The sequence below is a fragment of the Gammaproteobacteria bacterium genome (assembly GCA_016705365.1).
Lineage (GTDB): Bacteria > Pseudomonadota > Gammaproteobacteria > Pseudomonadales > UBA5518 > UBA5518.
Map to the genome: position 1 here is coordinate 1,757,870 of JADIYI010000008.1, position 22,341 is coordinate 1,780,210.

At 65.4% G+C, this 22,341-nt stretch carries 23 protein-coding genes; 21 read left to right on the top strand and 2 right to left on the bottom strand.

Going from position 1 to position 22,341, the window contains the following annotated elements; translation table 11 throughout:
* Positions 1-9 precede the first annotated feature (9 nt).
* The 15 genes from lepB (at position 10) to IPF49_15730 (ending at position 13,521) form a co-directional block, all read left to right on the top strand.
* Complete coding sequence (gene lepB, locus IPF49_15660) at positions 10-849, top strand: signal peptidase I (protein ID MBK6289038.1); 840 nt, start codon at positions 10-12, stop codon at positions 847-849.
* A 48-nt stretch (positions 850-897) separates the two neighbouring features.
* Positions 898-1,311, top strand: a complete 414-nt coding sequence (locus tag IPF49_15665) for a DUF4845 domain-containing protein (GenBank protein ID MBK6289039.1) — start codon at positions 898-900, stop codon at positions 1,309-1,311.
* Positions 1,253-1,999, top strand: a complete 747-nt coding sequence (rnc, locus tag IPF49_15670) for a ribonuclease III (GenBank protein MBK6289040.1) — start codon at positions 1,253-1,255, stop codon at positions 1,997-1,999. Before IPF49_15665 ends, rnc begins: the two co-directional genes overlap by 59 nt.
* Positions 1,999-2,895, top strand: a complete 897-nt coding sequence (gene era, locus IPF49_15675; protein ID MBK6289041.1) for a GTPase Era — start codon at positions 1,999-2,001, stop codon at positions 2,893-2,895. The genes rnc and era overlap by 1 nt, the downstream gene beginning before the upstream one ends.
* An 11-nt stretch (positions 2,896-2,906) precedes the next feature.
* A complete protein-coding gene (recO, locus tag IPF49_15680) occupies positions 2,907-3,635 on the top strand; it encodes a DNA repair protein RecO (GenBank protein MBK6289042.1) in 729 nt (242 codons plus the stop codon).
* A gap of 107 nt (positions 3,636-3,742) precedes the next feature.
* Positions 3,743-4,672: a cysteine synthase CysM gene (gene cysM / locus IPF49_15685; protein MBK6289043.1), complete on the top strand. Its 930-nt coding sequence runs from the start codon at positions 3,743-3,745 to the stop codon at positions 4,670-4,672.
* Positions 4,673-4,676: 4 nt separating this feature from the next.
* Complete coding sequence (locus IPF49_15690) at positions 4,677-6,893, top strand: bifunctional (p)ppGpp synthetase/guanosine-3',5'-bis(diphosphate) 3'-pyrophosphohydrolase (GenBank protein MBK6289044.1); 2,217 nt, start codon at positions 4,677-4,679, stop codon at positions 6,891-6,893.
* A gap of 14 nt (positions 6,894-6,907) precedes the next feature.
* Positions 6,908-7,726: a nucleoside triphosphate pyrophosphohydrolase gene (gene mazG, locus IPF49_15695; protein ID MBK6289045.1), complete on the top strand. Its 819-nt coding sequence runs from the start codon at positions 6,908-6,910 to the stop codon at positions 7,724-7,726.
* 118 nt (positions 7,727-7,844) lie between these two features.
* A complete protein-coding gene (gene adk, locus IPF49_15700; GenBank protein MBK6289046.1) occupies positions 7,845-8,489 on the top strand; it encodes an adenylate kinase in 645 nt (214 codons plus the stop codon).
* A gap of 13 nt (positions 8,490-8,502) precedes the next feature.
* Positions 8,503-9,510, top strand: a complete 1,008-nt coding sequence (locus tag IPF49_15705) for a ferrochelatase (protein MBK6289047.1) — start codon at positions 8,503-8,505, stop codon at positions 9,508-9,510.
* A 144-nt stretch (positions 9,511-9,654) separates the two neighbouring features.
* Positions 9,655-10,068: a hypothetical protein gene (locus IPF49_15710; protein MBK6289048.1), complete on the top strand. Its 414-nt coding sequence runs from the start codon at positions 9,655-9,657 to the stop codon at positions 10,066-10,068.
* A 121-nt stretch (positions 10,069-10,189) separates the two neighbouring features.
* Complete coding sequence (gene tsaB, locus IPF49_15715; GenBank protein ID MBK6289049.1) at positions 10,190-10,891, top strand: tRNA (adenosine(37)-N6)-threonylcarbamoyltransferase complex dimerization subunit type 1 TsaB; 702 nt, start codon at positions 10,190-10,192, stop codon at positions 10,889-10,891.
* A 96-nt stretch (positions 10,892-10,987) separates the two neighbouring features.
* A complete protein-coding gene (locus IPF49_15720) occupies positions 10,988-11,269 on the top strand; it encodes a hypothetical protein (GenBank protein MBK6289050.1) in 282 nt (93 codons plus the stop codon).
* Between the two features lie 60 nt (positions 11,270-11,329).
* Positions 11,330-12,223 carry an NAD(P)-dependent oxidoreductase gene (locus IPF49_15725; protein ID MBK6289051.1) on the top strand — a complete coding sequence of 298 codons (894 nt, stop codon included), beginning with the start codon at positions 11,330-11,332 and terminating at the stop codon, positions 12,221-12,223.
* A gap of 5 nt (positions 12,224-12,228) precedes the next feature.
* Positions 12,229-13,521: a M18 family aminopeptidase gene (locus IPF49_15730; GenBank protein ID MBK6289052.1), complete on the top strand. Its 1,293-nt coding sequence runs from the start codon at positions 12,229-12,231 to the stop codon at positions 13,519-13,521.
* A gap of 588 nt (positions 13,522-14,109) precedes the next feature.
* Here the strand turns inward: IPF49_15730 and IPF49_15735 are convergent.
* Positions 14,110-14,820, bottom strand: coding sequence for a helix-turn-helix domain-containing protein (locus IPF49_15735; protein ID MBK6289053.1), 711 nt, complete (start codon positions 14,818-14,820; stop codon positions 14,110-14,112).
* Between the two features lie 264 nt (positions 14,821-15,084).
* Between IPF49_15735 and IPF49_15740 the strand changes: the two genes are divergently transcribed.
* Complete coding sequence (locus IPF49_15740) at positions 15,085-16,326, top strand: phytanoyl-CoA dioxygenase family protein (GenBank protein MBK6289054.1); 1,242 nt, start codon at positions 15,085-15,087, stop codon at positions 16,324-16,326.
* Between the two features lie 313 nt (positions 16,327-16,639).
* Here the strand turns inward: IPF49_15740 and IPF49_15745 are convergent, their stop codons facing one another.
* A complete protein-coding gene (locus IPF49_15745) occupies positions 16,640-17,431 on the bottom strand; it encodes an enoyl-CoA hydratase/isomerase family protein (GenBank protein ID MBK6289055.1) in 792 nt (263 codons plus the stop codon).
* A 139-nt stretch (positions 17,432-17,570) separates the two neighbouring features.
* Here IPF49_15745 and IPF49_15750 point away from each other — a divergent pair, with 139 nt between their 5' ends.
* The 5 genes from IPF49_15750 (at position 17,571) to IPF49_15770 (ending at position 22,331) form a co-directional block, all read left to right on the top strand.
* Positions 17,571-18,581, top strand: coding sequence for a tryptophan--tRNA ligase (locus tag IPF49_15750; GenBank protein ID MBK6289056.1), 1,011 nt, complete (start codon positions 17,571-17,573; stop codon positions 18,579-18,581).
* Between the two features lie 77 nt (positions 18,582-18,658).
* The gene (locus IPF49_15755) at positions 18,659-19,108 is read left to right on the top strand and encodes a hypothetical protein (GenBank protein MBK6289057.1); all 450 of its coding nucleotides are present in this window, start codon (positions 18,659-18,661) and stop codon (positions 19,106-19,108) included.
* 4 nt (positions 19,109-19,112) lie between these two features.
* The gene (locus IPF49_15760; protein MBK6289058.1) at positions 19,113-20,369 is read left to right on the top strand and encodes an MFS transporter; all 1,257 of its coding nucleotides are present in this window, start codon (positions 19,113-19,115) and stop codon (positions 20,367-20,369) included.
* A 23-nt stretch (positions 20,370-20,392) separates the two neighbouring features.
* Positions 20,393-21,766 carry a cytochrome P450 gene (locus IPF49_15765; GenBank protein ID MBK6289059.1) on the top strand — a complete coding sequence of 458 codons (1,374 nt, stop codon included), beginning with the start codon at positions 20,393-20,395 and terminating at the stop codon, positions 21,764-21,766.
* Entirely contained in the window at positions 21,759-22,331 is a 573-nt protein-coding gene (locus tag IPF49_15770) for a YtfJ family protein (protein MBK6289060.1), read from the top strand. Before IPF49_15765 ends, IPF49_15770 begins: the two co-directional genes overlap by 8 nt.
* Positions 22,332-22,341: the final 10 nt, after the last annotated feature.

Sequence of the window (22,341 nt, forward strand, 5' to 3'; positions counted from 1 at the left end):
GGTGACGAGATGGATATCGATTTTCCGTTGATTCTGGTGGGACTCAGCTTCACCGCGCTGGTGATCTGGGTGTTCGATCTGTTGCTGCTTGCGCCCGGTCGGCGGCGGCGCGAAGCGCAACTGCACGTGCGCTTCCCGGCCTGGGCCGAGGAAGGCAGCGCGGATGCCGCGAACTTTCACGCCGAGCGCGAGAACAGCGTGCGCGAACCGGTGGCGGTGGAGTACGCGCGCTCGTTTCTGCCGGTGCTGCTGATCGTGCTGGTACTGCGCAGTTTCCTGGTCGAGCCGTTCCAGATCCCCTCTTCCTCGATGGTGCCGACGCTGCTGGTCGGTGACTATATCCTGGTCAACAAGTTCGCCTACGGCGTGCGGCTTCCGGTGCTCAACACCAAGGTGCTCGAGCTCGGCGAGCCGCATCGCGGCGATGTGATGGTGTTCTTTCCGCCGAACGACAAGCGCTATTTCATCAAGCGGGTGATCGGTCTGCCTGGCGACACCGTTCGTTACAGCGCCAAGGTGCTCTACGTCAACGGGGAGAAGATGCCCCAGGACCTCATTGCGCAGCTGCCGCCGCTGAACCCCAGCTACCAGATCCTCGAGGAGGATCTCGGGGGTGTCAGGCATGTGGTGCGGCACGAGCTGTTGCGCCGCGGCCCCGACGAGTTCGAGATCAGGGTTGCACCGGGGCACTATTTCATGATGGGAGACAACCGCGACAACAGCAGCGACAGCCGGGTCTGGGGCCAGGTTCCGGAGCGCAATATCGTCGGCAAGGCCTTCGCGATCTGGATGCACTGGGGCAGTTTCCTGAGTATTCCCGACTTTGCGCGCGCGGGCATGATCCGCTAGAAGCGGCTACACTTGATGCGGGTTTTGGCAACAGCAGGGCGGATAACCATGAACACCTCAGGGCTTGGGCGGCAGCGCGGATTCAGCATGTGGCAGTGGCTGGTGGTTCTGGCCATCGCCGGCTTCCTGTTGACCCTGGGCTTCAAGCTTGCGCCGCTGTACATCACGAATTTCACGGTCGAGTCGACGGTGGAGTCGCTGCGCAACGAACCCGAGATGGCCGGCAAGTCGATCACCGAGATGCGTCTCGCGATCGAGCGCAAATTCGATGTCAACCGCATCGAGGTGATTCAGGCCGTGTGCCGCGACAAGACCATGCCCTGCCTGAAGATCGAGAAATCCACGACCAAGGTCATCATCGACGCCAATTACGAGGCTCGCGTGCACATTATGGGCAATGTCGATGCCGTGGTGGTGTTCGACAAGAACCGCATCGAGATCCCGATTCCCGGTGGAGGCTGATCGTGCGCGCGGTTTCGCCGCGCTCGAAACCCGCATAGCTTACCGTTTCGTTCGCGGCGAATTGCTGGAACTCGCGCTGACGCACCGCAGTTTCGGCGCGCACAACAACGAGCGCCTCGAGTTTCTCGGCGACGCACTTCTCGATTTCGGCATTGCGGAACATCTGTACCGGCGCTTCCCGCGTCTGCGCGAGGGCGACCTCAGCAGGCTGCGGGCGAGCCTGGTGCGCGGCGAGACGCTGGCCGAGCTCGGGCGCGAGTTCGGCCTGGGAGATTTTCTGCGTATCGGCAAGGGCGAGGCGCGCAGCGGCGGACGCGCGCGCGATTCCATACTGGCCGACACGGTGGAGGCGATCCTCGGCGCCATCGTGCTGGATGCCGGAGCCGATACCGCGCTCGCGGTTCTGGGACGCTGGTACGAGGCGCGCCTCGTCGCACTCGATCCCGGTGTCTCGCACAAGGACGCGAAGACGGAACTCCAGGAATATCTGCAGGCGCGGCGGCTCCCGTTGCCGGTCTACCACCTGACGACCCAGAGCGGCGCCGACCACAAGTTGTGGTTTTGCGTGGAATGCCAGGTCAGTGTCCTCGCGCTGCCCGTCGAGGGACGCGGGCGCAGCCGGCGCATCGCCGAGCAGCAGGCGGCGCGTGCGGCGTTGAAACAGTTGCGTTTGCAGGGGAATGCATGATGGGTGCCGAACGCTGCGGGCTGGTCGCCATAATCGGTCGCCCCAATGTGGGGAAGTCGACACTGCTCAATCATCTGCTGGGCCAGAAGATCAGCATTACCTCGCGCAAGCCGCAAACCACCCGCCACCGCATACTCGGCGTGAGCACCCGCGACGAGGTCCAGACGGTCTATGTCGACACTCCCGGGCTGCACCGCGTCGAGGCGCGCGCGATCAACCGCGTGATGAACCGTGCCGCGCGTGCCGCGGTGCGCGATGTCGACGTGGTGCTGATGGTGGTCGAGCGGCTGCAGTGGGTCGAGGAGGACGAGCAGGTGTTGCAGGTACTGCGCGCCGCCGCAAAGCCCGCGCTGCTGATCATCAACAAGATCGACCAGATCGATGACAAGGCGGCACTGCTGCCGCATATCGCACGCCTGAAGGATCTGTATCCCTTCGTTGCCATCGTGCCGGTATCGGCACTGAAAGGCAGCAATCTCGCGCAACTCGAGGGCGAGGTTGGCGGCCTGTTGCCGGAGGCCCCGCACCTGTTTCCCGCCGACCAGGTGACCGATCGCAGCGAGCGCTTCCTGGTGGCGGAGATCATCCGGGAGAAGCTCATCCGCCAGCTCGGCGAGGAACTGCCCTATGCCAATGCGGTGCAGATCGAGGAGTTTTCGCAGCAGGGCGGCATCATCCATATCAGCGGCCTGATCATCGTCGAGAAGCCCGGTCAGAAAGCGATCGTGATCGGGCGCGGCGGCGAGCGGCTGAAACAGGTGGGGGTGGAGGCGCGTCATGACATGGAGCGCCTGCTCGGCAGCAAGGTGATGCTGAAGTTGTGGGTCAAGGTGCGCAGCGGCTGGGCCGATGACGAACGCGCACTCGCCAGTCTCGGCTACCAGGACGACGGCTGAGCCGCGCCGGCATGCAGCGTATCGACCGCCAGCCGGCATTCGTGCTGCATCGGCGCGCCTACCGCGAAAGCAGCCTGCTGCTCGATCTGCTGACCCGCGATTTCGGCCGCGTCGGCGCGGTGGTGCGCGGTGCGCGCGGCGCGGGCCGTGGCCAGGGCTTTTGCTGTCAGCCGCTCGGTGCGCTGCTGGTGTCATGGTCGGGGCGCGGCGAGCTGAAGACGCTGACCGCGGTCGAGCGGATCGGCAATGCGGCGGAAATCGGCGGCGAGCGACTCTACAGCGCGTTGTATGTCAACGAGATCCTGGTGCGCCTGCTGCCGCAGCACGATGCGCACCCGCTGCTGTTCGATGCCTACGCCCGGCTGCTGGCGGAGCTCCCCGGTGCGGCGAACCTCGAAGCGCGCCTGCGTGGTTTCGAGCTGTTGCTGCTGCAGGAACTCGGTTATGGCATCGCGTTCGACCGCGATGCCGCGAACGGTGCGGTGCTGGAACCGTCGGCGCAATATGTGTATGTGCCCGAGCACGGTTTCAGCAGCGCCGCGGCCGGTGCGCAGCACGTCTACCCGGGCTGGGTGCTGGAGGCGATCGGGCGGGCCGATTATTCCGATCCGCTGACCCGGCGTCATGCCAGGCAACTGGTGCGCGAGGCCTTCGCGGTGCTGCTCGGCGAGCGACCGCTGCACAGCCGGGAATTCTTCGTGCGCGCGCACGGCTCCGGCGCCCCGCCCCGGGATCAGTGATCACGGGAGCGGGAGCGGGTTGTCACCGCGCCGTTCAGGCCGCATCATTTCCGCGATCCGTGCGGGCCGCGCCGCCGGTCAATCAAACCCCTGAGTGACGAGTGCCCATGAAATCGGTCGCAACTGATGATTCCTCCGCGGGGGAAGTGTTCCCGAGTATCGAGTCCTGCGTTGGTGCCACCCCCCTGGTGCGCCTGCAACGCATGGGCGCGGGCGCGGCAAACACCATCCTGCTCAAGCTCGAGGGCAACAATCCCGCCGGTTCGGTCAAGGACCGCCCGGCCCTGAGCATGATCCGCAACGCGGAACTGCGCGGCGAGATCAGGCCCGGCGACACGCTGATCGAGGCCACCAGCGGCAACACCGGCATCGCGCTGGCGATGGCGGCCGCCATCCGCGGTTACCGGATGGTGCTGATCATGCCGGCCCACATGAGCGATGAGCGCAAGCAGCTGATGAGCGCCTTCGGTGCCGAACTGCTCGAGGTATCGCGCGAGGGTGGCATGGAAGCGGCGCGTGATCTCGCGCTGGACATGCAGCATCGCGGACAGGGCAGGGTGCTCGACCAGTTTGCCAACCCGGACAATCCACGGGCCCACTACGAGGGCACCGGCCCCGAGATCTGGGAACAGACACATGGCCGGATCACCCATTTCGTGAGTTCGATGGGCACTACCGGCACCATCATGGGCGTCTCGCGCTATCTGAAGGAGCGCAATCCGGAGGTTCGCATCGTGGGACTGCAGCCTGCCGACGGCGCCAGCATTCCCGGCATCCGGCGCTGGCCGAGCGCCTACATGCCGCGCATCTTCGAGCCCGCGCGGGTCGATGAAGTGCTCGACATCGGCCAGCACGAAGCCGAGTCGACCATGCGTGCGCTGGCGCGCGAGGAAGGCATTCTCTGTGGCGTGTCCTCGGGTGGCGCGGTGGCCGGCGCGCTGCGCGTGGCCGGCAACACCCGCGCGGCGGTGATCGTGGCCATCGTGTGCGATCGCGGCGATCGCTATCTCAGCACCGGCGTGTTCGGCGGATCCTGAGCCGGTGGTCAGTATCCGCAAGGCACATTCGCTGGAGGCGGCTCCGGTGCGGGATGCGTGCGCCCTGCTGGAGAGGATTCCGGGCGTGGCGGATTTGCCGGGCAAGGAGCGCCTCGCCACGGCGCTCGAGCGGGTGCGTGCCGCCCATGCCGACGCCCCGGACGCTGCTGGCGCACGGGCGCTGGCTACCGCGCTCGATATCGTGGAAATCCTCGCGGCGCTCGGTCTCGATGCCGCGGCGCTGCTTGCGGGCATGCTGGTGGTGCCGCTGTTGCAGGGACGCATTGCGCTCGAGGAGATAGCGCTTGCGTGGGGCACCGAGGTCGCCGCGATCCTGTCCGGCGTGCAACGCATGGACGCGTTGCACGCGGTGACGGCCAATGCCAGCGGCGCAGGTTTCGCGAATCGCCAGCACCACGGCGAAAGTCTGCGCCGGATGCTGGTCTCGATGATCGACGATCCGCGGGTCGCGCTGGTCAAGCTGGCCGAGCGGGTGCAGGGTCTGCGCGCGCTGGGCGCGACTGGCGATGGCGCGACCGCGCTGCGCGTCGCGCGCGAGGCGATGGATATCTACGCGCCGCTCGCCCATCGCCTCGGCGTGGGCCAATTGAAATGGGAGCTCGAGGACCTCGCGTTTCGCCATCTGCATCCGGCGGATTACCGCGGGATTGCGGCCCTGCTGGACGAGAAGCGCCGCGATCGTGAACACTTCATCGCGGCAGCCGCCGAACGCCTCCAGCGGGCCCTGTCCGCCGCCGGCCTGCAGGCCGAAATATCGGGGCGGCCAAAGCACCTCTACAGTATCTGGGGCAAGATGCAGCGCAAGGGCATCGAGTTGTCCGAAGTCTATGATGTACGCGCGCTGCGGGTGCTGGTCGGGAGCGTGGCGGATTGCTATGCGACGCTCGGCGTGACGCACGGCCTGTGGCGCAACCTGCCGGGCGAGTTCGACGACTATATCGCCAACCCCAAGGCCAATGGGTACCGCTCGCTGCATACCGCGGTGATCGGCGACGGCGGCAAGGTGCTGGAAGTGCAGATACGCACGCCGACGATGCACCAGGAGGCGGAATTCGGCATCTGCGCGCATTGGCAGTACAAGAGTCCCGAGACCGGGGCGCAGCCGGGCGACGGCTACGACGAGAAGATTGGCTGGCTGCGCCAGGTGCTTGGCTGGGGCGAGGAGCTGGATGCCGGTGAATTGCTTTCCGAGCATCTGCGGCGCGAAGTCCGGGCGGAGCGCGTCTATGTGCTGACCCCGGAGGGGCATGTGGTGGATCTGCCACGCGGTGCCACACCGGTGGACTTCGCCTACCACGTGCACACCGGGCTCGGACACCATTGCCGTGGCGCCAAGGTCGACGGGCGCATCGTGAGCCTTGCCCATGCGCTGCAAACCGGGGAGCGCGTCGAGATCATCCGTGGCAAGAGCCCGGCACCGAATCGGGACTGGCTGCGCCAGGGCAATGATTTCGTGCACACCGCGCGCGCGCGCAGCAAGATCCGCCATTGGTTCCGGCACGAGAACCGCGAGCAGCTGATCGCCGCCGGCCGGGTTGTGCTCGAGCGCGAGCTGCGGCGCATGTCGCTCGCGCCACCGCCGGTGGCGAAGCTTGCGGCCGATCTCGGCTTCCCGGTCGTCGATGACATGCACGCGGCGCTCGGTGCGGGCGATATCGGCAATGCGCAGCTGCTGTCGGCGCTGGCACCCGCGAGTGATTTGCCGGCACCCGCAACCGTGGCGCGCGCAGCGCGGCGCAAGCCATCGGCGGGAATGGTCGCCGTTGCCGGGATCGGCAATGTACTGACCCATTTCGCCCGCTGTTGCAAACCGCTGCCGGGCGATCCGATAGCCGGCTACGTGACCGCGGGACATGGCGTGAGCGTGCACCGGCGCGAATGCGCCAAGCTGTTGTCGCTGGCCGGAGCCAATCCGGCGCGCATGATCGAGGTCAATTGGCAGCGGGAACAGCCGCGCAGTCACGCCGTGGACCTGGTGGTACGTGCCCACGACCGCCCCGGTCTGCTCAAGGATATCGTCACGCTGCTTGGCAACGAACGCGTCAACGTGCTCGATCTCGGCACCGTGGTCGATCGTGTACGCTACATCGCTACCGTGCGCCTGACGGTTGAAGTGGCTTCGCTGGAGGCGCTCGGGCGCATCCTGGAAAAGCTGGCGCGTCTGAGCGGGGTGTTTGCGGCGCGCCGCCATACGGAATGAGGCGAGGGAGAATCATGAACCGGTACGCAATGGCGGAATTGCGCGAACTGATGCGGCGATTGCGCGATCCGGAGACGGGCTGCCCCTGGGACCTGCGCCAGGATCGGCAAAGCCTGCTCCCGCACACGCTCGAGGAGGTCTACGAACTGGCCGATGCGCTGGAACGGGGCGACAGCACGCAGGTTTGCGACGAGCTCGGCGACTACCTGTTCCAGGCGGTGTTCCAGGCCCAGATCGCCGCCGAGCGCGGCGAATTCGATTTCGACGATGTGACGCACGGCATCGTCGCGAAACTGCTGCGCCGGCACCCGCACGTGTTTCCCGACGGCACGCTCGGGAGCCGGCGCCCGCCCGGCCCGGCGCCTGACACCCGCGCCATCCGCGAGCGCTGGGAGAGCATCAAGGAGGGCGACCGGCGCGAGCGCAAGCTCGATGGCCTGCTCGATGATGTGCCGGCGGCGTTGCCGGCACTGCAGCGGGCCGGGAAACTGCAGCGCCGTGCCGCGCGCGGCGGTTTCGACTGGCCCGACAGCGCCGGTGTGATCAGAAAACTCGAGGAGGAACTCGGCGAGTTGCGCGCGGCGATGGAGCATGGCGCGGCGGCCGAGCGCGAAGAGGAACTCGGCGACCTGCTGTTCTGTTGCGTCAACCTCGCGCGCCATCTCGGGCTCGATGCGGAGATCGCCCTGCGCGGGGCGAACAACAAGTTCGAGCGGCGCTTTCGCGCCATCGAAAGCGCGCTCGCGGAGCATGGCCAGCGCGTCGGGGATTGCGATGCGCAGACGCTCGACAGGCTGTGGGAAGAGGCAAAGACGCGCTGTCGCCAGGGCTGAGACCGGCGCCTCCGAGCTTGTTATCGGGCAGGCTCCTGTGTAATGTTCGCGCAGTTTCGGCTGTTGCCACACACCAGATCGCGCCCGCGCAGCGCGTGATCCTGTCGGGAGACTATGCATGCGCGTGATTCTTTTGGGCGCTCCGGGCGCCGGTAAAGGGACCCAGGCACAATTCATCATGAAGCATTACGGGGTGCCGCAGGTTTCGACCGGCGACATGCTGCGGGCGGCGGTCAAGGAAGGCAGCGCGCTGGGTGCGCAGGTGAAGGAAATCATGGCCAGCGGTCAGCTGGTTTCCGACGACATCATCATTGCGCTGGTCAAGGATCGCATCCAGCGCGAGGATTGCCGCAACGGCTTCCTGTTCGACGGCTTTCCGCGCACCATTCCCCAGGCCGAGGCGCTGAAGCGCGCCGCCGTGAAGATCGATCACGTGGTAGAGATCGACGTACCTGACGCGGTCATCATCGGGCGCCTCACCGGGCGTCGCGTGCACCCGGCATCGGGGCGCGTATACCACCTCGAGCACAATCCGCCGCGGCAGGCGGGGCGTGATGACGTCAGCGGCGAGGAACTGGTGCAGCGCGAGGACGATCGCGAGGAAACCGTCCGTGAACGGATCGCCGTCTATCACGACCAGACCGCGCGGCTGGTCGGCTATTACCGCTCGGAGCAGGCCAACGGTACCGCGTATCACCGGATCGAGGGTGTGGGCAGCGTCGAGGAGATCCGCGCACGGATACTGGCCGCGCTTGGCGACTGATGCGCGCGATGCCATGGCCGATCCCGACTGGCAGCCGCCGAGCGCGGTCATCCTGGTCAATCTCGGCACGCCACGCGCAGCCACGCCACGGGCGGTAGCGCGCTTTCTCGCCGAATTTCTCTCCGACCGGCGCGTCGTGGAATTACCGCGGCTGTTGTGGCAGCCGATTCTTCGCGGTATCGTCATTCCGCTGCGCGCACGTCGCGTCGCCCACGCCTACCAATCGATCTGGGAGCAGGATTCGCCGTTGCGGGCGATCAGCGAACGCCAGCGCGAGGGTCTGCAACGCCTGCTGAGTGCCGAGTTCGGGTCGCGCGCTCCGTGGGTACGTCTCGCGATGAGCTACCAGGGTCCGCGCATCGATGAGGTGGTGCGCGAGTGCCTGCGGCGTGGCGTCGAGCGCATCTGCGTGCTGCCCCTCTACCCGCAGTATTCAGCCACGACTACCGCGGCGGTGTTCGATCAGCTGTGTCATTTCATGATCGGGGAGCGCCTGCTGCCCCATCTGCATCTGGTGCGTGACTATCACGACAGTCCCGCGTATATCGGCGCGCTGGCCGCCAGTGTGCGTGATCACTGGCAGATGCACGGTCGCGCACAACGCCTGCTGATGTCGTTTCACGGTATTCCCGAGGCAAATGTTCGCAAGGGCGATCCCTATGCACGGCAGTGCGAGCGCACTGCCGCGTTGCTGGCAGCTGCGCTCGGGCTGGCGCCGGATGCCTGGTCGCTCGCCTACCAGTCACGCTTCGGACGCGCGCGCTGGTTGCAGCCGTATACGAGCGAAACGCTGGCGGCACTCGCGCGCGACGGCACGCACTCGGTCGATGTGATCTGTCCGGCGTTCGCGGCCGATTGTCTCGAGACGCTGGAGGAAATGGCGGTGGAGAACCGCGCGGTTTTCATCGGCAACGGCGGAACACAGTACCGCTTCATCGCCTGCCTCAACGATCGCGACGATCATCTGCGCATGCTGCGACAACTGATCGATCACAGCGGATGTATCGTCGACGCACCATGATATCGCTGCTCCAGATCAATTAATTTTTGCGTGTATCCGCGCTTCATGTTGAAGCGGCATAGGCGAAGTGCTATTTTGCATGCGGGTTTGCAGTACGTTGATGTTGACCACCACGATCTCGATCCCGATTAACAAAGGAGACTAATGATGGCAATTGCCAGGAAAGCAGCGGCGAAAAAGCCGGCAGCGAAGAAAGCCGCGGTGAAAAAAGTCGCCGCGAAAAAACCGGCGGCAAAAAAGGCGCGCGCCGTGAAGAAAAAACCACGCCTGACGATTGGCGAGCGGATCATGAAGCTCGAGCAGGATGCCGAGAAGCAGCTCAAGCAGATGGCCAATGCACTCGAGAAGCGTGCCAAGGCGGATCTGCGCAAGGCGATCGCCCGGTTCGAGGACAAGTGGCTGAAGGAGCGCAAGAAAGCCAACTCCAAGCGTCTCGTGGCAGTGAAGAAGCGTCACGTCACGAAACTGAAAGCGGTCAAGAAGAAGGCTACCGCCAAGCGCAAGCCTGCGGCGCGCCGGGCACGCAAGACGGCTGCGGCACCTGCTGCGTCATCCTGATCAACTCACCCGGTTCGCTCCGGGTCAAGGCCCGCCATCCCGCTCATCCGGGATGGCGGGCCTTTCGCTTTCAGGGCACGATGTTGTCCTGCACTACCTTCCCGCAATGATCGTGTAATCCATGCCGCGCATTCTTGCCATGGAAACCTCGGGTACGCTGTGTTCGGTCGCGATCGGCGATGGCAGCTTCGTCGAGGAGTCGAACCTCGTGCGCCCGCGCGAACACCATGCGTTGATCCTGCCGATGGTGGCGCAACTGCTGGCGCGCTGCGGCTGGTCGCTGCGCGAACTCGATGCCATCGCGTTCGGGCGCGGACCGGGTTCGTTTACCGGGCTGCGCATTGCCGCGAGCACCGTGCAGGGACTCGCATTCGGCAGCGAGCTCCCGGTCATCCCGGTTTCCTCTCTCGATGCGCTGGCCACCGGTGCGCATGAAGCACTTGCGCAAACTCCGGCGATGGAAACGATCGTGGCGGCGGTCGATGCGCACATGGGCGAACTGTACGCGGCGGTTTACGATCGCGGTCCGCGCGGCGTTTGTGCGCGAGTGAAGGAAGGCGTGTGGCGCGTCGCGGCATTCGATGTGCTGGGCGGCTGCGATCCGCGCACGACGGCGCTGGCCGGAGATGCATGGAGTATCTATCCGCAACTGCTGGCGGCGGATGCGCCTGTGGTGGTCGATGCGGCGGCCCATGCACGCCACGTGCTGCGCCTGGCGGCGGATATCGACCCACGAGACTGGCTCGATCCGGCGCAGGCGGAGCCGGTTTACCTGCGCGGCGTGTCGGTATGGAAGAAGAGCGCCGAGCAGCCGCGACGCTGAAGTCGCGGGGCATCGGTGGCGGGCTGATTTTCGGCGCCGCTGCTTTGGTATACTGCACCCCGTCCCGGGCGTGACAGGCGTACAGGCAGACCCACGATGAAGATTCCCTCCGGCGTAGCCGGTACCGATGCGCTACTTGCGCGCCGCGGTTTCGCGCAATCGCGGAGCCGCGATACGCGCATCGAGGACGCGCAGTACGAGGCGGTTCCGGTGCGTTCGGGCGCCGCTCCGCGCAGCGCGCGCCTGCAGGCGACGGCGGTGATCGAAGCCCTGCAGGGGCCGGGCAGTTCGGCGGTGGGCACCTACCTCTACGTGCAGCGCAACAGCGCTGTCGATGCACTCGATAACGGGATTGCCGGCATCGATGTCTATGTCTGATCGGCGCGCGTTGCGCGAGCGCCGATCCGCCCTCCCGTTTTTCCCCGCAGGATGAAGCACATGACACGCGTGGCGTTTATCGGCCTGGGAGTCATGGGATACCCGATGGCCGGTCACCTGGCGCGCGCCGGTTACCAGGTCGTGGTGTTCAATCGCGACCCCGCCAAGTCACGGCGCTGGGTCGCCGAATACGGTGGCGAAGCGAGCACGGCTGCGGCGCGGGCCACGCCCGGTGCGCACGCGGTGTTCTGCTGTCTCGGCAATGACCAGAGCGTGCGCGAGGTGGTGCTCGGAGAAAACGGCCTGCTCGCCGCGATGGAGCCCGGCGCGGTGCTGGTCGATCACACCACGGCCTCCGCGGGTCTCGCCCGCGAGCTCGAGCGCGCGGCTGCGCAGTACTCGATCGGCTTTGTCGATGCGCCGGTATCCGGTGGCGAGGCCGGTGCACGCAAAGGCATCCTCACGGTGATGGCCGGAGGCAGTGCGGAAAATTTTGCCAGGATCGAGCCGATGCTCGGTGCCTATGCGCGCCGCGCGCGCCTGATCGGCGCGGCGGGTGCCGGGCAGCTCGCCAAGATGGTCAACCAGATCTGCATCGCGGGCGTGGTGCAAGGGCTTGCGGAAGGTCTGCACTTCGGGCGCGCCGCCGGTCTCGACATGCAGGCCGTGATCGAGGTGATTTCCGCGGGTGCCGCGCAGTCCTGGCAGATGGAGAATCGCCACCACACGATGCTGGCCGGCGAGTACCGTCACGGCTTCGCGGTCGACTGGATGCGCAAGGACCTGGGGATGGTGCTCGAGGAAGCGCGCAACAACGGGGCCAGCCTGCCGTTGACGGCGCTGGTGGATCAGTTTTATGCCGAGGTTCAGGCGCTGGGTGGCGGGCGCTGGGATACCTCGAGCCTGCTGGCGCGACTGGAGTGCACCGCAGCGGATGGCAGGGAGAGCAAGTGATGAACATGACCCAGGAACAATTCGGCGCCGGCCTGCTGGCCTTTCTGCGCCGCTCGCCGACGCCCTACCACGCCGCGGGCAACCTCGCTCTGCTGCTGGAGGCGCGCGGATTCCGCGAACTGCGCGAAGCCGATGCCTGGCATATCGAGAGTGGCGGTCGCTATTTCGTGCGGCGCAACGGTTCCTCGCTGATTGCGTTCGTGCGCGGACGTGGCGCGCCGGAAGAGGCCGGTCTGCGCCTGGTCGGCGCGCACACGGACAGCCCCTGTCTGAAGCTGAAACCGCAACCGGAATTGCGCCGTCACGGATTCCTGCAGCTCGCGGTCGAGGTCTATGGCGGCGCGTTGCTCAACCCCTGGTTCGATCGCGACCTGTCGATCGCGGGCCGTGTCAGTTTCGCAACCGCGTCGGGCGTTTCCCATACGCTGATCGATTTCCGCGATCCGGTGGCGATAATTCCCAACCTGGCGATACACCTCGATCGCGAGGCCAATGGCGGGCGCGCGGTCAACGCCCAGAACCACCTGCCCGCGCTGTTGGCGCTCGATGGCAGCGAGCCGCGCGACTTTCCCGTGATACTGCGTGACCGGCTGCTGGCCGAACACCCCGCTTGCGGGGCCGAGCGGGTGCTCGATTTCGAACTTTCCCTTTACGATACGCAGCCGCCGGCGCTGGTCGGACTGCATCGCGAATTCATTGCCGGTGCGCGGCTCGACAACCTGCTGAGCTGCTATGCCGGTGCGATTGCGCTCGGCGAGAGCGATGGCGATTCGAGCGCGGTGCTGGTGTGCAGCGATCACGAGGAGGTGGGCAGCACCTCCGCGATCGGTGCGCGTGGTCCGATGCTGAGTTCCCTGCTGGCGCGGATGCTGCCCGATCGCGAGGCGCGCGAGCGCGCCATCGCCGGTTCGATGCTGGTTTCGGCCGACAATGCCCATGGCATCCATCCCAATTTCGCCGACAAGCACGATGCCAATCACGGGCCGCTGCTGAATGCGGGGCCGGTGATAAAGGTCAACACCAGCCAGCGCTACGCGACCAGCAGCGAGACGGCGGCGTTGTTCCGCTGGCTGTGCGAGGCGGAAGGCGTACCGGTGCAGAGTTTCTCGGTACGCAGCGACATGGGTTGCGGCAGCACCATCGGCCCGTTGATCGCGGCCAACACCGGGGTGCGCACCATCGATGTAGGCGTGCCGACGTTTGCCATGCATTCGCCGCGCGAACTGGCAGGCTGCAACGATCTGTACGGCCTGGCGCGGGTGTTGACGCGCTTTTACGGGACCAGCCGGCTGACCTAAAAGGGGACAGATTTATTTTTTCGAGCGGCCCGACGCAAGGCGCTTGCTGCTCTGTTCAATTGTCTTTGCCCCGACGCAAGGCACTTGCTGCTCCGCTCACTGGACTGGCGGCCCTCCGGGCTGCCCTCTCTCCGCCCGGAGCCTGCTGCGCAGTCTCCGGTCCTCCCTCGGCGCTGGTCCTTTATGTTCGCTACGCAGCAAGCGCCTTGCGTCTCGATGTGGTGTGCTCCGGTTGCGCGATCTGCGCAGCAAGCACCTTGCGTCTCGATGCGGTGCGATCGGGTCAGGTGAGGTGGGCAGCAAGCGCCTTGCGTCTCGTGGCGGGCGCGGTTTCGGGGGTGAGTGCGTATTCCTTCTTCCCGGCGCGCGTCTTGAGACGGTGCCTCATCGTCTCCACGCGCGCGGTATCCGCAACCAGCGGTGCCGGCTCGCCGAATCAGGTCTTCCAGGTCTCATGATGAGTTTCTTTGCCCACGGTGATCAGCGGTTCGATCTTCGACGTGCAACACGCATCGACGGTGTCTTCTCTGTAGTAGCCCGTATCGGTCAGCAGCGCATCGGGTGAATTCAATCCAGAGCGCCGGCGGGCTACGACGCGGCGCTGGCGCGAGCGGCGGTCGCGACGAGCTCGCCGTATTCCTTCGTGCGCGTGGTGGTGATCCGGCTGTTGGGGCCGCAAAGGAGGAGCGCGGCGAGGGGATAGCCGTCGATGGCGAGGATCGGAGCGGCGACCACGCGGGCGCCCTCGACGGTCTCGCCGTCGTTCGTGGTCCACCCGCACCGACGCACGGCCGCCAGATTCGGATCGGTGTCGAGACCGGGATGAGCTTGGCGGAGCGCGGCGAGCTCTTCGGGCGGAAGGTGCGCGGCGATCGCGCGCAGGGCGGTGCCGCGCGCGAGCGGGGTATCGGATCCGACGGGTGCGCTGACGCGCAGCGCATGTCCGCTCTCGACCACCTCTTGCACGACCACCTGCGCGTGGTCGAGCGCGACGAGCAGCACGGTTTCGCCGGTTCGATCCCGCAGCGCTTCCATGCGCGGGCGCATCGCCGCCGTGAAGGCGACGACCGCCGCACGACGCGCGAAGCGCCCGAGCATGGTCGAGATCTGCCAGCGACCGTCGCTCGTCTTGTCGAGCCATCCGGCCCGGTGCAGCGTAACGGCGAGACGATGGGCCGCGCTCTTGTCGATCCCGGTGATGCGGGCGAGTTCGCTCACCCCCAAGGGATGGCGCCGGGCGAGGGCTTCGACGAGCGCACACGCATTGCGGACGGATTGGATCTCCTTGACGGACGACATAAGCCCTCGCTACAATTTTAGTGAAACACAGTCATGTTGCATAGTAACACAATTAACCAGAGAGCGGAAGTATGACAATCAGCATGACAATGGATGTTCCCACATCCGGTGCGCCGCGAGTCGAGGCGTGTTTTCCGTAGCCGCTGAGCCAGATCGGTGAGGATTTCACCGTGGAGCGAGTGCTCCTGCCACGGACAGGACAGCATCATCGAGCGTACGGAGCACTGCTGCTGGTAAGGGCGGATTACTCGGAGGAGAAAGAAAATGTCGACAGATTCCATTGGTTCTGCTTTGCCGTGGGTCGAGGCGATCACGCGGGCCTTTGAGCCCTACTCGTTCGCGGAGTTTCATCGCACCCGATTGCCCGCGCTCATCGCCCGCAACGGGCATCTCGTGCGAACCGATCTCCGCGGTGCATCCTCGCTCGCGTTCCGCTCGGACGACGCCACGACCTTTAGCTGGATCGCGTCGGACGACGGTGTGCGAGTCGTCGAAGGGGATGCTGGCGCGGCCACGGTGGTGGCCCTCTCCGAGCGCACCTTCTCGGAGTTCATCCATGAACTGCTGACGGCCTCGGGTGCGGTGATGACCGGCCGGGCAACGCTGGTCCGCGGCGAGCTCTGCGGATGGAAGCGTTGGGAGCCGGCGATCCAGTCGCTCTGCTCCGGGCGCGAGATCTACACCGCCGAGGTGCGGCACACGTTGCTGGATCGATCCGGCAAGCCGCTCGAGCTGCGCCGCAGCTTCTCCGTGGCGGACGACATTGAGGAGATGCGCCATTTCCTCGAGACCGCGGTCTACCTGCACCTCAAGGCAGTCTTCGGTCGGGCGGAGGTCGAGCGCCATGGTGCCGAGGTCGAGAGCGCCAGGGCTGCAACCACGCCCGGCGACCCCTTCTCGTGGTGGTCCGTCAACAGCGCAGGTCGCGAGGTGGTGACGCGCATCAATTATCTCGGTCGACATTCAGCCGCGCTGCGGGCGCTGTGCGACGACTCTCGCCTGTTGCGCTTCGCTCGACTGGCTCACCCCGGCATGCGCGTATGCGACGACCGCCTCGACGGTCCGATGGTGTTCATCAAGAACGCAAACGTGGTGAAGGGTCAGGGCGATCTGGGTTGGCACGTCGACGATGGCCTCGGCGGGCATCCCGTCATGTGTCCGCTCATCCAGGCGGGAATCCAGCTCGACCACGCCAATGCCGCGAACGGCCAGGTCCTCGTGCTCGCCGGTTCGCATCGCTACACGAAGCACTGGATCGGATGGGGCGAGGAGGGAGACATGCCCGTCGTGGCGCTCGACACCGAGCCCGGTGACTTGACGCTCCACTACGGCGACACGATGCACACCACGCCTCCGCCCACCTCGGCCGATGCCGGTCGCCGGGCGCTGTACTACAAGTTTGCGACACCGAAGACCTTCGATTGGATACCCGCGGGTTGTCACTACAACGATGCGCTGTTCCGTGCCGACGCGGAGGGACGGGTCGTGAGCCGTGCCGCCACCTAAAAGGGGACAGATTTATTTTTTCGAGCGGCCAGACCCAAAACGCTTGCTACTCCCATTAACGGATTGACGGCCCGACGCAAGGCGCTTGCTGCTCCGCTCACGGGACTGGCGGCCCTCCGGGCTGCCCTCTCTCCGCCCGGAGCCTGCTGCGCAGTCTCCGGTCCTCGCTCGGCGCTGGTCCTTTATGTTCGCTACGCAGCAAGCGCCTTGCGTCTCGATGCGGTGCGATCGGATCTGGTGAACTGCGCAGCAAGCGCCTTGCGTCTCGCGGCTGTTGCCGGGTTCAGGATGAAGAAAGCAAAACGCGAAGGGGTCAGCGCCCGCTGAACACGGGCGGGCGGCGGGCGAAGAACGCGGCGACGCCCTCGAGTCCGTCGGCGGAAATTGCCGCCTCGGCGATCGCCATCGACTCTTGCTCCATCTGGGTCTCGAGCGGGCATTCGAACGTTCCCGCAAGCAATTTCTTTACCGCGGCGTAGGCGCCCGTGGGTCCGGCCGCGATCTGGCGCGCGAGATCGCCGGCCGCGGCGGCGAGTGCTTCGTCATCGACCACGCGCGTCACGATGCCCCAGTCGAGCGCTTCGTCGGCACTCAGCCGGCGATTGGTCAGCATCAGCTCCTGGGCGCGGCGCAATCCAACGATGCGCGGCAGAAAAAAGCTGCTGCTGCCATCGGGCACCAGTCCGGCGCCGGTGTAGGCCATCGTGAACCTGGCGGAACGCGCGGCGAGCACGAGGTCGGCGCAACAGGCGATGCTGAAGCCGGCGCCTGCCGCCGCTCCCTGCACCGCGACGATCAGCGGCGCGCGCATGCGGGCGAAGTTCGCGATCGCGGCGTGCAGGTAGGTCGTCAGCTCCTTCACGTAAGCCTGCAATCGTGCCTGGTGGGTCACGAAACTCTTGAGGTCGCCGCCGGCGCAGAACATGCGGCCGCTGGCGTCGAGCAGTACCGCGCGCACGTCGGGATCGGCGCGGCATTCGATCGCTACCTGCAGCAGCTCCTGCGCCAGCGTCAGGTCGAGGCCGTTGGCGGCGTCGGGGCGGTTGAGCGTGATATGCGCAACACCCTGGTCGCGGCTGAATTCGAGCGTGGTAAAGGACGGCATCGTGGCGGGTCTCCGGTGTGGGTATGCGGATCGCGGCAGAAAGCTTAGAGAGCCCGTCCGGCGCGGTCAACGCGGGTCGTGTGGTCATTGCCCGACCCGCACTTTATGATACGCGCCTTTCCTCGGGATCACGGAGCACATGAGTCAGCAGCGCGTACTCACCGGCATCACCACCAGCGGAACGCCGCATCTTGGCAACCATGTCGGCGCCATACGTCCCGCCATCGAGGCCAGCGCGCGCCCGAACGTGCTGTCGTTCTATTTCCTCGCCGATTTCCACAGCCTGATCAAGACCCAGGATCCGGAACAGGTGCATCGGTCGACACGCGAAATCGCCGCCGCCTGGCTCGCTCTCGGACTCGATCCCGAGCGCGTGGTGTTCTATCGTCAATCCGATGTGCCCGAGATTGCCGAACTCACCTGGATTCTCAGCTGCATGACCGCCAAGGGGCTGATGAACCGCGCGCATGCCTACAAGGCCGCGGTGCAGGCCAACCAGGAGGCGGGTGAGGATCCCGATTTCGGCATCACCATGGGCCTCTACGGTTACCCGGTGCTGATGGCCGCCGATATTCTGCTGTTCGATACCAACCAGGTTCCGGTGGGGCGCGACCAGGTCCAGCATGTCGAGATGGCGCGCGATATCGGGCAGCGTTTCAACCACCACTACGGCGAGATTTTCGTGCTGCCGAATGCGGTGGTCGATGACAACGTGGCGGTGCTGCAGGGGCTCGACGGCCGCAAGATGAGCAAGAGCTACGGCAATATCATTCCGTTGTTCCTGCCCGAAAAGCAGTTGCAGAAACAGATCAATCGCATCAAGACCAACCTGCAGGAGCCCGGCGAGCCGAAAAACCCCGACGAGTCCGCGGTGTTCCAGATCTGGCAGGCATTCGCACATCCCGAGCAGACTCTCGAGATGCGTACGGAGTTCGCCAATGGCATCGGCTGGGGTGAAGCCAAGCGGCGTCTGTTCGAGTTGCTGAACGCCCAGCTCGCCGCGCCGCGCGAGCGCTACAACGAATTGATGGCCTCACCCTCGCGCATGGAGAGGCTGCTGATCGAGGGGGGTGAGCGGGCGCGTTCCTACAGCCGTCCCAAGCTGGTCGAAGTCCGCAAGGCGATCGGTCTGCGGGCACTCGATACCTGAGTGGCGGGAAGCTTGTCCTATACTTCATCCGTTCGGGACAAAATGCCGGCACCCGCGGAGCCGGGAAGGGGAGCGTGATGTCGACGTGGATATTGATTGGCCTCACGGTGGTCGTGATCGTGATCATCGTGCTGGTACGCCACTCACGCGGCAAGGGCCGCAGCAAGCATCTGACTCGCAGGCTGGCTCAGCGGCGCGAGACCTTGTCTGCCGCGAAGCGCGCCAAGGCGCCCTCGGAGGGCCCCGACCTGTTTCGTGGCGCGATGCTGTTCCCGCAGAAGGAAGCCTGCGAGGCGATCGCCAAGCTGCGCGGACATACCTACGCCGATGCGCGTATTCCGAAAATCCCGGTGCCCGGTTGCGATCGCGAGAGTTGTGATTGCCAGTTGCATCCCGTGACTGGAAGGCGCCGCGGGCCGCGCCGCGTGACCACGGACCGGCGCGACGATGTGCGCTTCAAGGATGACCGGCGCAAGGGCGATGACCGTCGCGAGGGCGCGGATGCCTGGAACCAGCGCATCGATTGAATTCATGAACAGCAACAGACCTGCTCCCGCGAACCCGAAATTTTTCCATGGCTGGTGGTTGGTAGGCGTCGGCTTCCTGCTGCAGGGCGTGGTGGTCGGGATAGTCAGTTATTCCTATGGGATCGTACTCACACCGATTGCGGGAGAATTCTCGGCCAGTCGATTCGAAATGATGCTCGGTGTCACCGCCTGCACCCTGGTCGCAGGGGTATCGTCGCCGTTTTTCGGCGTGGCAATGGATCGTTATCCGCTGCGTCGTATTGCCAGCGTGGGTGTGCTGTTGCTGGGTAGCGGCCTGCTGCTGCTGTCGGTGGTACAGACGCTGTGGCAGGTCACGCTCGTCTATGCGTTGTTCATGGGTCCGGCCATGGTACTGATGGGCACCTTGCTGGTTGGGGTGCTGCTGGCGCGCTGGTTCAGTCGTCGTCGCGGTACCGCGATGGGCGTGGCGGCACTCGGCACATCGATGTGTGGTCTGGTGCTGCCGCCGCTGCTGCAGTACGGCATCGAGATGGTGGGCTGGCGCACCATGCTGCAACTGCTCGGCAGCGGAGTCCTCGGGGTGCTGTTGCCCATGGCCTGGCTGTTCGTGACGGACCATCCGCATTTGCGCGGATTGGCGCCCGATGGCGCGACCGGGACATTGCCGTCACCACCAACCGGCGCGGTCTCGAGCAGTTCGAGCACCCGGGAAATTTTCGCACAGCGCAATTTCTGGATGATTGCGGCAGTCTGCGGCGTGCTGTTCTCGGTCTACGCCAGCCTGCTCAGCAACCTGGTGCCATTTGCCACCGGCCTTGGCTTCGGCGGTGAGCAGGCCGCGTTGCTGATTTCGATCATCGCGATGTTCGGCATGCTCGGCAAGCTGCTGTTCGGCGTGATCGCCGATCGCATCGAACTGCGGCTCGGGCTGGGGGCCGCGATCGTGCTCCTGCTGCTCGGCCTGGCGATCTACGGCGTGGGCAATAGCTACCTGCACCTGCTTGTCGCCAGTGTCTTTGTGGGCATTGCCGCAGGCGGCATGCTGCCGGTATGGGGCTCGCTGATGGCGGTACTTTTCGGCACCGCGAATTATGGTCGTGCGATGGGCCTGATGAGTCCGGTGATGATGCCGCTCGTCGTGTTCGGCTCGCCCTTTGCCGGTTGGATCTTCGACGTGACGGGTGACTACACGCTGGCGTTCACCGTGTTCGGCGTCGCGCTGCTCGTCGCGCTGCTGGCGCTGGCGCAATTGCGCTTGCCGGGCGCCACGGGCCGATGATCGGTATTGCGGGAACAGACACGATGAACGCAGCGAACATGGGGCAGGATTATGTTCTGCACCCGGACAACAAGAACCTCGGGCACCTGCCCGGCTCTTACGGGCTGCCCTATCTTGGGCACATGATCCCGCTGCTCAAAGATCCATTTACGGTGGTCGATGGCCATTTCCAGCGCTATGGACCGGTCTCGCGTACCCGGCTCACGGGCCAGAACATGGTGTGGGCGATCGGGCCCGACTACAACCGCGAACTGGTGATGGACCCGCAGCAGATCTATTCCGCGCGCATGGGTTACGACGCACCGCTCGGCGATTTTTTTGCCGGCGGCCTGCTGGTGCGTGATTTCGCGGATCACAAGTTCCACCGCCGCATCATGCAGACCGCGTTCAAGACCAGCTCGATGAAGCACTATATCCACAGTGTCAACGAACTGGCCGAGGGCGCGATCCGCGGCTGGCACCGGGACGCGGATTTTCATTTCTATCCGCATATCAAGACACTGTTGCTCGAGATCGGGGCGCGGGTGTTCGTCGGTGTCGGTCTCGACGGTGATATCGAACGGCTCAACCAGGCATTTCTCGACATGATGGCCGGAACGCTGGCGATCGTGCGCAAGGACTGGCCGGGGCTGCGCTACCGCAAGGGCATGAACGGGCGGCGCTATCTGGAGCAGGCGTTCGAGGCGCTGGTGCCGGTCAAGCGTCTCGATGACGGCCTCGACATGATGAGCCACTTCAGCAAGGAGCGCACCGAGGACGGCGAGTTCTACCCCGACAAGGTGGTGGCCGATCACCTGATCTTCCTGTTGCTGGCGGCGCATGACACCACCACCAGCGCGCTGACCATGGCCAGCTACTATCTCGCGCGTCATCCGCAATGGCAGGAGCGCTTGCGCGCCGAGGTCGATGCGCTGGATCGCAACCTCGGCTACGAGGATGTGGGGGCCAATGTGCCGTTGCTGGAGCAGGCATTCCACGAGATCCTGCGCCTGCACCCGCCGGTGCCGCAGATGATGCGCCGCACCATTCGCGCGACCGAGCTCGGGGGCTACCCGATTGTGGCGCACACGATGGTGGCGATTTCGCCAATTTACTGCCATCGTATGGCAGAGTACTGGAAGGAGCCGCACACCTTTGACCCCGATCGCTTCGGTCCCGAACGCGAGGAACACAAGCAGCACCCGTACCTGTGGGTGCCCTTCGGCGGTGGTGCCCACAAGTGCATCGGGCTGCATTTCGCCGATATGCTGTTCAAGTGTGTGATGAGCCAGATGCTGCGCAACTACAGCTTCCGTCTCCCCGATGCCTACCCGGAGCCACCCTCGATCATGCACTTCCCGTTTGCCAAGCTGACCGATGATCTGCCGCTGCGGCTGGAGCCGCGCCGCCGTGGCTGAGCGCCTGGTGCCGGCGCTCGCGCTGCTGCTGGCGCTGCTGTGCGGTGGCGGAGCCAATGCACTGGAATCCGGGCAGGCGCTGCCCGGGGTGCGGGTCGAGGAACTCGGCGAGCTCAAGCTCCACGACGAGCAGCTGAGCTACGCCGCCTGGGACAGCCGCGCGCTGCTCGGCAAGCTGAACGTGATCCAGTACCTGGCGGCGCGGCTCTCCTCCAAATCGCTCAACAAGCCGTTTACCGACCAGCTCGAGGCGGCCGGCCTGCCGCTCGATCGCTACCACGTGACGACCATCGTGAATCTCGATGACGCCTTGTTCGGTACCCGCGGATTCGTGCAGTCGGAACTCGAATCGAACAAGAAGCGCTACTACCTGTCGAGCATCGTTGCCGATGCCCGTGGCCTCGGTCTGCGGACCTGGCAGCTGGCGCCAGAATCCAGCGCCATCATCATCGTGGACGCGGACGGGCGGGTGGTATTTTTCCGTGATGGAGCGCTGTCGGCGGACGAAATCGCCGCGGCACTGCAACTGTTGCGTGACGGCACCGCGGAGCTTGCCGCGCGCTGATTCCCTTTCA

Coding starts and splice junctions, on each gene's coding strand:
- lepB (MBK6289038.1), top strand. CDS start 10: ATGGATATCGATTTTCCGTTGATTCTGGTGGGACTCAGCTTCACCGCG.
- IPF49_15665 (MBK6289039.1), top strand. CDS start 898: ATGAACACCTCAGGGCTTGGGCGGCAGCGCGGATTCAGCATGTGGCAG.
- rnc (MBK6289040.1), top strand. CDS start 1,253: ATGCCGTGGTGGTGTTCGACAAGAACCGCATCGAGATCCCGATTCCCG.
- era (MBK6289041.1), top strand. CDS start 1,999: ATGGGTGCCGAACGCTGCGGGCTGGTCGCCATAATCGGTCGCCCCAAT.
- recO (MBK6289042.1), top strand. CDS start 2,907: ATGCAGCGTATCGACCGCCAGCCGGCATTCGTGCTGCATCGGCGCGCC.
- cysM (MBK6289043.1), top strand. CDS start 3,743: ATGAAATCGGTCGCAACTGATGATTCCTCCGCGGGGGAAGTGTTCCCG.
- mazG (MBK6289045.1), top strand. CDS start 6,908: ATGAACCGGTACGCAATGGCGGAATTGCGCGAACTGATGCGGCGATTG.
- adk (MBK6289046.1), top strand. CDS start 7,845: ATGCGCGTGATTCTTTTGGGCGCTCCGGGCGCCGGTAAAGGGACCCAG.
- IPF49_15705 (MBK6289047.1), top strand. CDS start 8,503: ATGGCCGATCCCGACTGGCAGCCGCCGAGCGCGGTCATCCTGGTCAAT.
- IPF49_15710 (MBK6289048.1), top strand. CDS start 9,655: ATGATGGCAATTGCCAGGAAAGCAGCGGCGAAAAAGCCGGCAGCGAAG.
- tsaB (MBK6289049.1), top strand. CDS start 10,190: ATGCCGCGCATTCTTGCCATGGAAACCTCGGGTACGCTGTGTTCGGTC.
- IPF49_15720 (MBK6289050.1), top strand. CDS start 10,988: ATGAAGATTCCCTCCGGCGTAGCCGGTACCGATGCGCTACTTGCGCGC.
- IPF49_15725 (MBK6289051.1), top strand. CDS start 11,330: ATGACACGCGTGGCGTTTATCGGCCTGGGAGTCATGGGATACCCGATG.
- IPF49_15730 (MBK6289052.1), top strand. CDS start 12,229: ATGACCCAGGAACAATTCGGCGCCGGCCTGCTGGCCTTTCTGCGCCGC.
- IPF49_15735 (MBK6289053.1), bottom strand. CDS start 14,820: ATGTCGTCCGTCAAGGAGATCCAATCCGTCCGCAATGCGTGTGCGCTC.
- IPF49_15740 (MBK6289054.1), top strand. CDS start 15,085: ATGTCGACAGATTCCATTGGTTCTGCTTTGCCGTGGGTCGAGGCGATC.
- IPF49_15745 (MBK6289055.1), bottom strand. CDS start 17,431: ATGCCGTCCTTTACCACGCTCGAATTCAGCCGCGACCAGGGTGTTGCG.
- IPF49_15750 (MBK6289056.1), top strand. CDS start 17,571: ATGAGTCAGCAGCGCGTACTCACCGGCATCACCACCAGCGGAACGCCG.
- IPF49_15755 (MBK6289057.1), top strand. CDS start 18,659: ATGTCGACGTGGATATTGATTGGCCTCACGGTGGTCGTGATCGTGATC.
- IPF49_15760 (MBK6289058.1), top strand. CDS start 19,113: ATGAACAGCAACAGACCTGCTCCCGCGAACCCGAAATTTTTCCATGGC.
- IPF49_15765 (MBK6289059.1), top strand. CDS start 20,393: ATGAACGCAGCGAACATGGGGCAGGATTATGTTCTGCACCCGGACAAC.